Here is a 13,161-nt window from a genome sequence, read left to right on the forward strand (position 1 = left end):
AGGGTTGTGCGTACTGCACGAAGGCCCCACCTACCCGCAGTACACCCCACCCTCCTCCAGTAGCACCCCACCCTCGTGCATGACGTGCCGGCGAGACCGGGCACCACTCGGGCAGCCGGGAGCATTGATCCGCGTCAGGCGGGTCGATAGCCTTGGAACCCCAGCGATTCAAGGAGGACTCATGGGACTGGGATGGTTCGGCGCCCCCGAGCACAAGCGTTGGCTGGCCTACGAGACGCACGCGCTGCTGCACTACGCGCGCGGCGCGAAGGTGCCCACTGGATTCGGGTGGCTCGGTCAGGACGGCGAGGTGGACCCCACCCATCCCGTCGAGCTGTGGATCACCGGCCGCATGACCTTCGCCTTCTCCCTGGGGGCGCTCATGGGGATCCCCGGCTGCCGCCGCTACGCCGACCACGGCGTGCGCGCCCTCAACGGACCCTTGCGCGACCCGGTCAACGGCGGCTGGTACTCGGCGATCGGCCCTGAGCCCGACGCCGAGGGGCGGGGCCTCCCGGTGAACCGCGACGCCCGCAAGGAGTGCTACCAGCACGCCTTCGTGCTCCTGGCCGCGGCCACCGCGACGGCCGCCGACCGGCCCGGCGGCCACGAGCTGCTGCGCGACGCCATCGAGGTCCAGGACCGCTACTGGTGGGATGAGGACCAGCAGATGCCGGTGGAGTCCTACGCCGCCGACTTCACCGACCCCGAGGACTACCGGGGCATCAACGCCGCCATGCACACAGTGGAGGCCTACCTGGCCACCGCCGACGTCACCGGCGAGGTGCGCTGGCTGGAGCGGGCCCTGAAGATCACCGACTTCGCCGTCAACGTCCAGGCCCGCGAGCACGGCTGGCGCCTGCCCGAGCACTACTCCACCTCCTGGGAACCGCGCCTGGACTACAACCGCGACGAGCCCGCCCACCCCTTCCGGCCCTACGGCGTTACGCCGGGCCACGGGCTGGAGTGGGCGCGCCTGACCGTGCAGCTGCGCGGGGCGCTCATTAACCGCTCCATGAGCGCGCCGGAGTGGATGCTGGAGGCCGCTGAGCACCTCTTCGACCAGGCCCGCACCGACGGCTGGCGCGTCGACGGCACCCCCGGCTTCGTCTACACCACGGACTTCGACGGCAAGCCCGTGGTGCACGAGCGCATGCACTGGGTGGTCTGCGAGGGCATCTCGGCGTCGGCCGCCATCCGCCAGGCCCTGCTCGACGACGGTCGCGGGGAGATCGACGTCGAGCACTACGAGCACTGCTACCGGGCCTGGATCGACTACGCCGAGGAGTTCCTCATCGAGGCACCCGGCGTGTGGACCCATGAGCTCGACCGCGACAACCGGCCCTCGACGCGCACCTGGGCCGGGCACCCGGACATCTACCACGCCCTGCAGGCCACCCTCATGGCGCGCCTGCCGGTATGGCCGGCGATCGGGCAGGCCCTGGCCGAGGGGCGGCTCGACGAGCCGAACTCCCTGCTGCCGGCGCGCGCCAGCAAGCCGCACCGGCGCGGGTTCTTCGGGCGAGCCTAGGGGCTGGGGCGGAAGCGGGCCGGGGCGGGGTCGGGCAGCGAGGTGGCCGGGCCGCGGGTCAGCGGTGCGGCCGGGCCGCAGGGCCGCGCGGTCGTAGGGTAGGTCGCGAGGTCGTGCCCTAAACCCTCGATCCCGAGACATAAGGCACGACCGCGACGTCGGCGACCGGTGGGCTCGGACTGGTGGGCTCGCGGTGACCGCGGGCCCACCGGGATGGTAGGGTCTGTGCCTGTCGCGCCCGGTGGGCGCGGCCTGGAGAGGTGACAGAGCGGCCGAATGTGGCGGTCTTGAAAACCGCTGTGCGCCTGGCGCACCGGGGGTTCGAATCCCTCCCTCTCCGCTCAAGTATCGCAATACCAACTTAAACTCACCGAGATGTTATGAGTCAGGTGAGTTTGGCTGCGTTCTCGTCGTTGATGCTCCCGGTGATCGCCTAGTGCAACCTGACGATTCTCCAGCCCGAGAGCCAGTACCGCATCGTTCCGACGCTGCGGTCAACATCTCAGTAATGACATCTATGTCAATACGGAGAGAGATTAGAAGCGGCCGCGGCCTTAGTGTGATGACTATGCCATGATAGCCAAGAGAGGCACCTTCCACGACACCGAATTGACGAACGAGGAGAAGATGTGACGGAAGATTCCCTAGCCATAACAGTCAGTGCTCGGCAGTGGATCGGGCTGTGCGCGTTGGCCGGAGGGTACTTCATTGCTCTTCTTGACCTGACAATTATTAACCTCGCAGTTCCCTCGCTGACACGGGACTTAAGTGCGTCCACAACCCAGGTGTTCTGGGTGGTCAACGGCTACGGTCTCGTTCTCGCACTGGCGATCATCCCGTCAGGTCGTTTAGGTGACCGATTCGGGCACCGACGCCTCTTCCTCTCGGGGACGATCATCTTGGCAACTGCCAGCCTCGCCTGCGGTGTTGCGACCTCTCCGTCCGTCTTGATCGCCAGCCGGTTCCTTCAGGGACTCGGTGCCGGCATGCTGGTACCGCAGACTCTCACGCTCATCGGTGTCACATTCCCTGAAAATACCCGTGGGCGCGCAGTCGGCATCTGGGGGTCAATTGCAGGAACTGCGTCCGTCATCGGCCCCCTTGCCGGTGGAGTATTGATTGATGGTCTTAGCTGGCGTTGGGTCTTCCTCATCAACCTTCCGATTGCGATTTTCGTCGTGGTTCTGGGTCTGCGAAGTCTTCCGATCGGAGTGGTCCGGTCCGTGAGAGTTGATTTCATGGGAACCTTTCTTGTGGGTATCGGCCTTGTGGCACTTCTCTATGGATGTCTGCAAGGTCCCCATGCGGGCTGGGGCCCGCTGACCATTGCTTGCCTGCCGTTCGCTGTGTTCTGCCTGTTTGCGTTCTTCCGGTATGAGAGCCGTGTGGATCCGGCGCACGCAGTTTTTCCACGGTCTCTCCGCGAGAATCCACGGTTCCTCGTTGCCGCTTTGTTCGGCCTTTTTACCGCCCTTGGCGTGTTCGCCTTGACGTTTCTCGTATCGAACTACATCCAGTCCGTGATGGGGCAAACGGCGTTCTGGGCGGGGGTTGCTCTTGCGCCAGCGTCGATTGCGTCCGTAGTCACAGCACCTATTGCGGGCCGCTGGGTTGATGAAGGGAAGGCCCGCCTCGTCCTACAGATCGGCTTCGGGGCCTCCGCGATGGGAACCGCCCTGAGCATACTGATTACCGCTACTGGGGTTTCTTGGATGTGGTTCCTAGGTGCGACGATCGTTTTCGGCATCGGAAATGGCTTCTTGATGGCGCCACTGACGACAGTAGGTATGGCCGCACTGAGGAGTGACGAGTTCGGTGCTGCGTCCTCCCTCCTCAATGTCCTTCGCCAAGCTGGTCCCGTGCTAGGGGGAGCCGTCGTCGGGCTCTTGATACAGGTGCTCGCTGCCGCGCCTACCGAGTTCGACCCTCTGGGGCTATCGAGGTCGACCGTTGCGTGGGTGCTGAGTGTTCCATTGCTGCTGTTTTTTGTCGGACTCTTTGTGTATTCGCTCGTTCCGAGGTCGCTGGTGTCGGCAATGGACTGAGGTGGTTTCACGTCAGAGTGCTGCCGAGGGTTTACTTGTACTCGGGATCGGTCACCCACGTGGCTCTCGGTGTCCTCTGGGCGCAATGCACGAGAGTTGGGTGCTGCTGGGAGGGGTGGGTGCACTCCACGAGGTACGGGGGTTCGTGCAGTATGCACAACTCCTGGCCAGTATCCCCCGAGGCTCGTGGAGTAGCCGGCCGGGACATGGTCGACTGCGCCTGTGGGGAGGTGACGGGCAGTGCGCCGAGGGCCTTGAATCAGACGAAGCTCGAGGTATCAGTGGCGCACACGCGCAGACGGTGCCCATCAGGGTCGGCTGCCACAAAGGTGTAGCCGAACTCGAGGACGGTCGGATCCAAAAGCATCGGAATGCCCAGCGCCTTCCACTGTGCGTGTAGACGATCGACGTCGGCACGCTCGGCGTTGCTGAGACTCAGTTCGGTCCCGCCTACGTGTGGCTCAGCAGCGGGTTCAATCTCATCGGCCGCCTGTAGTCCGAGAGTCATCTCGTCAGACAGCTTGAAGACGCTGAATCCTGGATAGGTCTTGATCGGTCCATGACCGAGAATTTCACGGTAGAAGGTGGTACTCGCCTCGACGTCGGAGACGTAGAGGATGACGCTGTTGGGAACGAAGGCCGTCATGGTGATGCTCCTGAGACTCTCATGGGTATACAAGGTGGGCGGACGGCATCGAGGTTAGAGACCATTGGTGACACCTTGTGTCATATACGTGCGAGGATGAGTCGGTGCGTGCCGACCGCTTACTGTCCATGATCTGGCTGCTGCGCACCCATGGTCGTCTGTCCGCCTCAGACCTGGCCCAGCAGCTGGAGGTCTCACGGCGCACTGTGCTGCGGGATGTTGAGGCGCTGTCGGCTGCGGGAGTGCCGGTATGGTGCGAGCGGGGACCTCATGGGGGAGTGAGAATCGACCCCGACTTTCGCATTGATGTGACGGGACTGAACCGTGAGGAGAGTCGGGCTCTCTTCGCCGGTCTCACCAGCTGGGGTGCTGCGCCACTGGGCCTTGGTGACGCCCTCGCCTCCGCGTCTCGCAAACTGCTCGCCGCCGTCCCCGACAGTCATCGCAGCCGGTCCATGGGCGTTGCCTCGCGCGTCGTGGTCGATCCTCAAGGATGGCTTCCCCTGCCCGAGAGCGAGCGAGCCGACGTTGTCTTCCATGCCGTTCAGGAAGCGGTCTTGACGCGCCATCGACTGCGTATGGTCTTCCGGGGCAAGTCGAGGACGACGACGCAGGAGGTCGTCGATCCGCATGGAATAGTTGCCGCCGGTCGCAGCTGGTACCTGTGCGCTTCACACGGCGCCGAGGTTCGCTTCACCAGGCTCTCTCGGATCGAAGAGGCCGATGTGCTCTCTGAGGAGTGTTCTGATGACTCCGGCTTCGACATGACTGCGGCATGGCAGAAGCAGCGTGAGGAGTTTCTCGATAGGTTCGAGGCGATCACAGCCACTGTCTGGGTGCGGGACGAGCGTTGGAGCGATGTGCAGGAGTGGACGTTGCGCGCAACGACGACCGATGCAGAGGGTGAACCTCCCGGAGATGACGGATGGACCTGTCTCCAGTTGGAGTTCATGGACCACTTGCATGCCATGACGATTCTGCTTCGGCTCGGTCCGGATGCATGCGTCATCGCCCCCAAGCGCCTGCGTCAGGACCTCCTCGACTACGTGGACCTCATGCGTGAGCGGTACCGTGCCGATGGGAACTGATGGCGTGCGGCTGAGGCAGCGTGCTCGCACGTGCCCGGACGGCGAGGAGTGCCAGCTAACTACGCGGCCCGCCGCATTCCCGTCGGAGGTCGCCGCCCCGGCCTCACAGGCGCTTGAGGGCCTCGCGTCGGCTGAGTGGGGACAGGCCCGGATGTGCCTGGACGAAGGCGCGTACCCAGTCGCCGTCCGTGCGCGCGTAGTCGCGCAGGGCCCAGCCGATGGCCTTGCGGATGAAGAACTCCGGGTCCTCCTGATTGACCTCGATGACATTGGTGAGCAGATCGAGGTCCGTGTCGGCCTTGTGTTGGAGCTGGCAGAGGATGGCGCTGCGCCGCACCCACATGTCCGGGTCGGTGGCCCACACGCGCATGCGGGCCACCGCAGCCGGATGCTCACGCACCACCAGCCCGACGGCGTGGGAGGTCTCATCGACCAGATCCCACCACTGCCCCGTGCGCAGAAAGTGCTCGTAGAGCGCCAGGGACTCCATGCGTCCGGCATGCGTTGCGGAGAGCTTGGCGCGGATGACGGCCAGCGCCGCATAGCGCTCCTCGCGGCGAGCCGCCCCGTCCCACAGGCGCCGCAGCGCCACCTCCCAGGTGGCGGCCTCAGTCCACACGTCGCTGTGGGTGGCGGCGATCCGCTGTGCGAGGCGCCGCGTGTCCGGGACTCCGACGCCGTACATCGCCATCTCGGACTTCAGGTACGCCCGCTGCTGCTTGGCGCGGGCAGGGTCGCCCGCCTCCGCCAGGGCCTGACGCAGATCGGTGATGAACTCCGCGACCCGCGCATCCGTCTGCCCGCTCTCCGCCATCCTCGCTCCTCCTCGCCTCACGACGTACTTTCACAGACATTCTTCAACATGATGGCCCCGGGTGGCGCCCCTCCGGGGCTTGACTCCGCAGACCCCGGGCCGTGAACAAGGGCCCCAGGACACCTACGCAGCCGGCGGCCGCGTTGCCTCGCCTTGAGGCGCCCGCACCGTGTCTTCGGCGGTTTGCTCACGCGGCATCCTCCCGGTAGGCTGCCCGTGCGTCCTGCGGCGGAGCCGTGGGAAGGCGATGGAGATGTCGCATAGTGGCCTAGTGCGCCTCCCTGCTAAGGAGGTTGGGGTGGAAGCCCCTCGGGAGTTCGAATCTCCCCATCTCCGCCGCAGCGAGAGCCCCGGCGCGCAGCAGCGCGCCGGGGCTTCGTCGTCGCCGGAGCACTCGTTGCGGCCGCCGCGCAACTCCCCAACGGATTGCCGGGCTCTCGAGCCAGCCCGGCGGTCAGGGCGTTCGCCTCTGGCCGATCGGGGTGCCTGTGTGTCTTCCGGCGCGGATCCGGGATAGCGTGATGCTGTACTCGACTGAGAGGGACCTCATGTCTGACCACGACGCAACCCAGCCGCCGACCTCCGGCTCGCCCCGCCCCGATCAGGGCGACGAGTTCAACGCCCGGACCGTCCTCATCAACCAGGACATGCTCGACGCCGCACGCGCCGAGCAGCAGGCTCCGGGGCAGGCGCCCGGTGCCGTCCCTGGTGCGGCTCCCGGCGCCCAGGCCGGATCGTGGCGCCCGGCGCAGCCCGACCTGCCCGCCGGGCCGCCCCCTGAGGAGCAGACGCGCGCCTTCTCCACAGGTGCCGCGCAGGCGGCCGCCCAGCCCGGTGCGGCGCCCGCCGACCCCTACATCCAGGCCAACCCCTACGCCCAGCAGGGCGGGCTCGGCCAGGCAGGCCAGCCGGGTCAGCCCGGCCGACCCGACCCGGCCGCCGCCGGCGGATTCGGGGGCGCCCAGCCCGGTGCGGCGCCGGCCGACCCCTACATCCAGGCCAACCTCTACGCCCAGCAGGGCGGGCTGGGCCAGACCGGCCAGCCGGCGCAGCCTGCCTGGGGTGGGTCCACCGCTGCCGACGGCGTCGCACCCGCGTCGTCGCCCTTCGCCCAGTCCGCCCCCGGCATCCCCTCGGCTCCGGGCACATCCTCGGCCCCCGCCGCCGGTGCGACTCCAGGCGTCGAGGCGAGTCGGGAGACCCCGCACTGGCCGGGGCAGCAGCCGCAGGCCCAGCCGTCGGGCCTGCAGGACCAGCAGCCCTTCGCCCAGCAGCCCGCCCCGCACTCGCACCCCTTCAGCGGTGGGCGTCAGGAGGGCGAGGTCGGCATGTCCTCGGTCTTCCCCACGGCGACCGCGCGCGCCGAGGCCGAGCAGGCCACAGAGGCGTTCGTCCCCGCTGCGACTCAGGCGGTCGCCCAGTCCGCGCCGTCGTCCTCCTCAGCCTTCCCGTCGCAGAGCTCGGCGCCCCAGTGGGGCTCGGCCCCCTCTTCCGACGCCGCGGCCGGGCAGGCCCCATCCTTCTCCGACATGGTCCCTCCCGCAGCGGGCTCGCCATTCGAGCGGCCGGCGGAAGGCGGAGCGCTGGCAGTGGCGCGCTCCGAGGAGGCCGAGACCGCGGACTCGGTGGGCAGCTGGATGCTGACGATACTGCTGGCCGGTATCCCATTGTTCGGGTTGGTCTACATCCTCATCCTCGCCTTCGGCAGCGGCCGCTCGGCCAGCAAGAAGAACTGGGCCAGGGCCACTCTCGTCTGGGGGATCATTGCCTCCATTCTGGTCCTCGTGCTCTACGCGGTGCTGGGTAGCGCGGTGCTGGCGGTGGTCTCCTCCAACGCAGGATGAGCGGTCCGCTACGCGTGATGTGAGCACCGCTGCCGCAGCATCGCACAGGGCCGGAGCCCCGTCGTCGGCGGGACTCCGGCCCTGTGCCCATCCTCACGGGGATAGGATTTGTCCCCTGGGTGGACGCTGAGTAATGTTCTTCCCGTCGGCAACGACATGCGCCTGTAGCTCAACGGATAGAGCATCTGACTACGGATCAGAAGGTTGGGGGTTCGAATCCCTTCGGGCGCACCAACACCCCGTCATCGGCTGAACAGTCGGAGCCGGGGTGTTTTCCATGTCTGGCACTCCCCGGCCCCGACACTGTGGATCAACTCAGCCGCTGCTGACGCAGCCTGTCAGCCGGCCCTCGATCCGACCGGGCGCGCCACTCCGGCCAGTGTCGCCACTCCTGCCGGCGTCCCCACTCCAGCCGGAGCCTGCTCTTCGGCCCGGGGCTCCGGGTTCGCCGCGCAGACCTCGCCGTCGGAGGGAAGCGCTTCCTTGACGAAGTAGTCATTCACCTTCGCGGTCGCGCAGGAATTGAAGCCGGTAGCGCCGTGGCCGTACATGTCGACGCTCAGCAGGTGACTGTTGCGGAGCCTCGACACCAGCGCCTTGGACCACGGGTAGGGGGTGGCCGGGTCGTGCAGGATGCCGACGACGAGCACCGGGTTCGTGGCGTCGACGTCGACGTCGACGGGCTCGGTCTTACCAGTGTGCCCCCAGCCGTGGCAGTAGGCGTCGTGCTGGGGCACCAGGCTGTGGAAGACCGGGTAGTCGCGGCGGTAGGAGGCCAGTGCCGCATCCCAGCTCGCCTGGTTCCCGGAGTCGGGGAAGTCGAGGCACCGGTTGGCCGCGAAGCCGTACACGGACTGAAGATGCTCGACGATCTGCGCCTCGGTCGCCGTCGGCCCTCCCTCACCCGGGAGGAACCCGGCATTCTTCATCAGAGCGGTGCCGTCGTGCGCGTTCATGGCCTGGGTCAGTCCCTCGTTGAGCAGCGGCCACTTGTCAGGTGAGGCGACGACGAGCTCCTTGATCGCATTGGTGGCCTCGGCCCGGTTCAGGGAGTCTGCGCCGTCGGAGACGGTCAGCGGATTGGCGTCCAGGCCGTCGAGGAAGGCGGCGAGCCGGGTGACGGCCTCATCGGTCGAGCCGTTCAGGGGGAATCCGGCCTGACCCTGCTGAGACTCGATGTAGGTGCGCAGCGTCTGCTCCTCGGCTGCCGCATCGCCCTCGAAGGACCCCTGCCGGGACAGGGTGGGGTCCATGGCGCTGTCCAGGACGACGCGCCCGACGTTGTCGGGGAAGAGCTCGGTGTACACGGCTCCCAGGTAGGTGCCGTAGGAGTACCCGAGGAAGTTGAGGTCCTGGTCTCCCACCAGGGCCCGCATGACATCCATGTCGCGAGCCACCGAACGGGTGTCCATATGGTCGAGGATCTCGGGAACCTCCGTGTACTTCTGGCAGCTGGCGGCATCGCGCGAGCCCTTCGCGACGATGTCGCCGGCACTGCCCGATGTCAGCTGGTTGGGTGCCTTGGCCCGCCCGGCCACAATCGCCTGAACGTCCTCGGGGGACCAGCAGGTGATGGGGGTGGACTGGCCGATGCCGCGCGGGTCGAAGCCGATGACGTCATAGTTCGCCAGGACCCCCGACAGGCCGCCGGTTTTGTAGAGCCCGGCGTGGATATTGATGAGGGAGATGCCGCTTCCCCCGGGGCCTCCGGGGTTGAGGAAGACCGAGCCCCGAGGGGAGGGGCTCGTCGAGGGCAGCTTCTTGAGGGCCACCGTGATGGTCTTCCCCTGCGGGTGGTCGTAGTCCAGGGGCACGGTCACGGTGGCGCACTGGAAGGCGGTGCCGGTGGCGCCGTCGGGGCAGTCGGTCCAGGTGAGTTTCTGACGGTAGAAGGACTCCAGCCCCTTGGGGACCTTCGCCCCGGTGGACCCGGTGGACCCGGTAGAACCACCGGAGCCCTTCGAGGAACCGTTGGAGCTGTTGCTGCCGGTGGCCTGAGACGGGCTGGTGCCGGCGGCATTCGTGCTGTTGTCCAGGACGACGCCGGTCGGCTGGGAGCCCTGCGCGGTCGGGCTCGCGACGGCTGCGACACTCGTGGCGAGCATGCTGCAGGCGGTGAGCGTACCGAGCAGGGTGAGGACGGTCAGGCGTGAGGCGGCGCGCGATGGCGGGGATGTTCGTAGGTGTCTCATGCCCACGATTCTCATGTCTTCGTCGAATATGAACCATACGGAAGACTGGTTGATTGATGTCGGGGTAGCCCGACCCTGCACCCTCCGCTCTCGGTGCTCCGGCTCAGCCTGTGCTCAGGTGTGGGCGGCCTCGAAGGCCTGGGCCAGGTCCGCGATGAGGTCGTCGACGTGCTCGATGCCGACGCTCAGGCGCATGAGCCGGTCGGTCAGCCCGTAGGAGGCGCGCACCTCGACGGGAACGTCCGCGTGCGTCTGCACCGACGGGCACGTCACCAGCGACTCCACGCCGCCCAGGGACTCGGCGAAGGTGAACACCCGCACCGAGGCCAGGAAGCGGGCCACGTCCACCGACTCGGCCAGATCGAAGCTCACCATGCCCGAGTGCCCCGGGTAGAGCACCCGCGTCACGTAGGGGCTCGAGCGCAGGAACTGTGCGATCGCGGTGGCGTTGGCCTCGTGGCGCTCCATGCGCAGCGCCAGGGTCTTCAGCCCGCGCAGCAGCAGGAAGCAGTCGAAGGGACCCAGTGTTGCCCCGGTCGTGTTGAGCCGGTAGTTCAGTCGCTCCGCCAGGGCGTCGTCGGCCACCACGGCCACGCCCGCCATGACGTCGTTGTGCCCGCCCAGGTACTTCGTGCCCGAGTGGACGACGACGTCGGCCCCCAGCTCCAGGGGCCGCTGCACCACCGGGGTGTAGAAGGTGTTGTCCACGACCAGCCTCGCCCCAGCGGCGTGGGCCAGCTCGGCCGCCTCGGGGATGGAGATCTCCTCCATCATCGGGTTCGTGGGGGTCTCGATGATGACCAGGTCGGCCGGGCCGGCCAGCGCCCCGCGCAGCCCCTCCAGGCCCAGGACGAAGTCGACGCGCGCCGCCCCCTCCTCGGCCAGGACCTCCAGGAAGCGGAAGGAGCCGCCGTACAGGTCCCGCAGCGCCACGATCCGGCTGCCGTGCGGCGCCAGCGTGCGGGTCACCAGCTCCAGGGCCGCCATCCCCGAGGACAGGGCGAAGGCCGCCGTCCCGCCCTCCAGGCGGGCCAGGGCGTCCTGGAGGACGTCTCGGGTGGGGCTGGCCGTGCGCGTGTAGTCGTAGCCCGTCGACTCGCCCAGGCCCGGGTGGCCGTAGGCGGTCGACAGGTGGATCGGCGTCGTGATCGCCCCTGTGGCCGGGTCGGTCCCGGTGCCCGAGCGCACCAGCAGCGTCTCCAGGCGGAGCTGCGGGTCCGGGGCCGACGACGTCGGGTGGTGGTGGACGGGGAAGGTGCGGGTGGCCGGCGGCTGGGAACACTCGGTCTGAGCAGTGGGCTGGGGTGCGGACGGACTGGTCATGAGCGGTTTCTCCTCATGGGCGGGGCAGCGGCGGGAAGACATGATGACTGACGGTCGACGGCGGCGCAGCCGGTGACCGGTGACTGGACGCCTGCGGGCCGGCATCCTTGGTGCGGCCCGGGCGAGCCGGCTCAGGCGGACAGGGCGGCGGGTCCCTGCCCGGCCTGGGCGGCGGCACGGGCGGTCACGGCGACGACGGCCGCCTCCAACCGGTCCAGGGCGGCGTCGAGGGTGGCGCGGGGGCAGGCGACGTTGATGCGGGTGAAGCCCTCACCGCCGGCCCCGAAGATCCGGCCGTCGTCGAGCCAGAGCCCGGCCTCGTTGAGCATGACCTCGTCGAGCTGCTCGGGCTCGAGCCCGGCGGCCTTCAGGAATCCCGAGCAGTCCAGCCACAGCAGGTAGGTGCCCTCGCAGGGGGCGGCCTCGATCCCCTCGATCCGCTCCAGGCGCGCCTCGACATGGGCCCGGGCGGCCGCGATGTGCTCGCGCAGGGCGTCCAGCCAGGCGTCCCCGCTCTCGTAGGCGGCCCGGCAGGCCGTCAGGCCCAGGGTATTGGGCTGGGAGTAGCCGGTGGTGGCCAGCTCGCGGCGGAAGGCCCTGCGCAGGTGGGTATCGGAGATGAGGATGTTGGCGACCTGCAGGCCGGCGAGGTTGAAGGACTTCGACGGCGAGGTGCAGGTGATCGTGTGGGCGGCGGCCGCCTCGCTCAGGGAGGCGAAGGGCGTCGTCGCGAAACCCGGCAGGGCCAGGTCCGCGTGAATCTCATCGGCCACGACGACGACGCCATGGCGGGCCGTGACCTCCTCCAGCGCGGCGAGCTCCTCGCGGCTCCAGACCCGGCCCACCGGGTTGTGCGGGTTGCACAGGAGCAGCAGGCGCGCACCGGTCGCCTCGATGGTCTCCTCCAGGGCGGCCAGGTCGCGGCGGTAGACGCCGTCGGCGTCACGCACGAGGGGGACGGCGGCCACGGTGCGCTCGTTGACCTCGACGACGTCGCGGAAGGGGTAGTAGACGGGCTCCTCGATGAGGACCGTCTCACCCGGTGCGGTCAGGGCCCGCACCGCCAGGGCCAGGGCCGGCACGACGCCCGGGGTCACGGTGTTCCACTCGGCCTCCACCTGCCAGCCGTAGCGTCGGGAGAACCAGCCGGTCAGGGCCGTCCGATAGGCCTCGTCGGGCTCGGAGTAGCCGAAGATGCCGTGGCGGGTGCGCCACAGCAGGGCACTGGTGACCGCCGGCGCGGTGGCGTGGTCCATGTCCGCCACCCACAGGGGCAGGACGTCCTCGGGGCGGCCGCGCTTGACGGCGGAGTCCCACTTGAGGCTGGCCGTGCCGCGGCGGTCGGGGACCGCGTCGAAGACGGCCGGATCGACGGCGGGGGCGGTGAAGAAGGTGGCCGCGGGGGAGGAGGCGGTCGGCGCGTGGGGGGCTGTGAGGTCAGGGCGGGCCGGACAGGCGGAGTCGGTGGAGTCGGCGGAGCTGGAGACGGGGGTGAGGCGGGTGTGCATGGCAAGTGGTCCTCTCGGGTGCCCTGGCGGCGGTGACGCGCGAGGGCGCAAGGCGCTGCTGCGGCGTCGGGCTCAGGGGTGGCCGGCGCGCGGGCCAGCCGAGGTGGCGGGTGGCTGGAGGGATGAACACGGGGGCGGCGGGCCTCCGCGGAGTGCGACGAGCCGGTCTC

At 68.4% G+C, this 13,161-nt stretch carries 9 protein-coding genes and 3 tRNA genes; 7 read left to right on the plus strand and 5 right to left on the minus strand.

What is annotated here, in order from left to right; translation table 11 throughout:
- Window positions 1-181 precede the first annotated feature (181 nt).
- The 3 genes from JJJ14_RS00405 to JJJ14_RS00415 all read left to right on the plus strand — a co-directional run bounded on the left by JJJ14_RS00405 (window position 182) and on the right by JJJ14_RS00415 (window position 3,576).
- A complete protein-coding gene (locus tag JJJ14_RS00405) occupies window positions 182-1,531 on the plus strand; it encodes an AGE family epimerase/isomerase (protein ID WP_201444366.1) in 1,350 nt (449 codons plus the stop codon).
- Between the two features lie 254 nt (window positions 1,532-1,785).
- Window positions 1,786-1,871 (plus strand) — tRNA-Ser (locus tag JJJ14_RS00410).
- Window positions 1,872-2,160: 289 nt separating this feature from the next.
- Window positions 2,161-3,576: a DHA2 family efflux MFS transporter permease subunit gene (locus JJJ14_RS00415; protein WP_201444367.1), complete on the plus strand. Its 1,416-nt coding sequence runs from the start codon at window positions 2,161-2,163 to the stop codon at window positions 3,574-3,576.
- Between the two features lie 259 nt (window positions 3,577-3,835).
- On the opposite strand, the gene JJJ14_RS00420 is transcribed toward JJJ14_RS00415, so the two are convergent.
- Window positions 3,836-4,222 carry a VOC family protein gene (locus tag JJJ14_RS00420; protein ID WP_201444368.1) on the minus strand — a complete coding sequence of 129 codons (387 nt, stop codon included), beginning with the start codon at window positions 4,220-4,222 and terminating at the stop codon, window positions 3,836-3,838.
- A 104-nt stretch (window positions 4,223-4,326) separates the two neighbouring features.
- Between JJJ14_RS00420 and JJJ14_RS00425 the strand changes: the two genes are divergently transcribed.
- On the plus strand, window positions 4,327-5,310 hold the full coding sequence (locus tag JJJ14_RS00425; RefSeq protein ID WP_201444369.1) for a helix-turn-helix transcriptional regulator: 984 nt from the start codon (window positions 4,327-4,329) through the stop codon (window positions 5,308-5,310).
- Window positions 5,311-5,413: 103 nt separating this feature from the next.
- Here JJJ14_RS00425 and JJJ14_RS00430 read toward each other — a convergent pair whose 3' ends face one another.
- Entirely contained in the window at window positions 5,414-6,124 is a 711-nt protein-coding gene (locus tag JJJ14_RS00430; protein WP_201444370.1) for a DNA alkylation repair protein, read from the minus strand.
- A 249-nt stretch (window positions 6,125-6,373) separates the two neighbouring features.
- Here JJJ14_RS00430 and JJJ14_RS00435 point away from each other — a divergent pair.
- The 3 genes from JJJ14_RS00435 to JJJ14_RS00445 all read left to right on the plus strand — a co-directional run bounded on the left by JJJ14_RS00435 (window position 6,374) and on the right by JJJ14_RS00445 (window position 8,202).
- Window positions 6,374-6,460 (plus strand) — tRNA-Ser (locus JJJ14_RS00435).
- Window positions 6,461-6,672: 212 nt separating this feature from the next.
- Complete coding sequence (locus tag JJJ14_RS00440; RefSeq protein WP_236592856.1) at window positions 6,673-7,968, plus strand: hypothetical protein; 1,296 nt, start codon at window positions 6,673-6,675, stop codon at window positions 7,966-7,968.
- A 158-nt stretch (window positions 7,969-8,126) separates the two neighbouring features.
- Window positions 8,127-8,202, plus strand: a tRNA-Arg gene (locus JJJ14_RS00445).
- A 104-nt stretch (window positions 8,203-8,306) separates the two neighbouring features.
- Here JJJ14_RS00445 and JJJ14_RS00450 read toward each other — a convergent pair.
- From JJJ14_RS00450 to JJJ14_RS00460, 3 genes are all read right to left on the minus strand, one after another.
- Window positions 8,307-10,160, minus strand: a complete 1,854-nt coding sequence (locus JJJ14_RS00450) for an alpha/beta hydrolase (RefSeq protein WP_201444372.1) — start codon at window positions 10,158-10,160, stop codon at window positions 8,307-8,309.
- A gap of 114 nt (window positions 10,161-10,274) precedes the next feature.
- A complete protein-coding gene (locus JJJ14_RS00455; RefSeq protein WP_201444373.1) occupies window positions 10,275-11,483 on the minus strand; it encodes a PLP-dependent transferase in 1,209 nt (402 codons plus the stop codon).
- Between the two features lie 131 nt (window positions 11,484-11,614).
- The gene (locus JJJ14_RS00460) at window positions 11,615-12,991 is read right to left on the minus strand and encodes a MalY/PatB family protein (RefSeq protein WP_201444374.1); all 1,377 of its coding nucleotides are present in this window, start codon (window positions 12,989-12,991) and stop codon (window positions 11,615-11,617) included.
- Between the last annotated feature and the right edge of the window lie 170 nt (window positions 12,992-13,161).

Origin of the sequence: Actinomyces sp. HMT 175, assembly GCF_016694895.1 — a bacterium.
Classification (GTDB): Bacteria; Actinomycetota; Actinomycetes; order Actinomycetales; family Actinomycetaceae; genus Actinomyces; species Actinomyces oris.

Excerpts from the sequence above, each read along its gene's own strand:
- JJJ14_RS00405 (WP_201444366.1), top strand. The coding sequence starts at position 182 with ATGGGACTGGGATGGTTCGGCGCCCCCGAGCACAAGCGTTGGCTGGCC.
- JJJ14_RS00420 (WP_201444368.1), bottom strand. The coding sequence starts at position 4,222 with ATGACGGCCTTCGTTCCCAACAGCGTCATCCTCTACGTCTCCGACGTC.
- JJJ14_RS00430 (WP_201444370.1), bottom strand. The coding sequence starts at position 6,124 with ATGGCGGAGAGCGGGCAGACGGATGCGCGGGTCGCGGAGTTCATCACC.
- JJJ14_RS00440 (WP_236592856.1), top strand. The coding sequence starts at position 6,673 with ATGTCTGACCACGACGCAACCCAGCCGCCGACCTCCGGCTCGCCCCGC.
- JJJ14_RS00450 (WP_201444372.1), bottom strand. The coding sequence starts at position 10,160 with ATGAGACACCTACGAACATCCCCGCCATCGCGCGCCGCCTCACGCCTG.
- JJJ14_RS00455 (WP_201444373.1), bottom strand. The coding sequence starts at position 11,483 with ATGACCAGTCCGTCCGCACCCCAGCCCACTGCTCAGACCGAGTGTTCC.
- JJJ14_RS00460 (WP_201444374.1), bottom strand. The coding sequence starts at position 12,991 with ATGCACACCCGCCTCACCCCCGTCTCCAGCTCCGCCGACTCCACCGAC.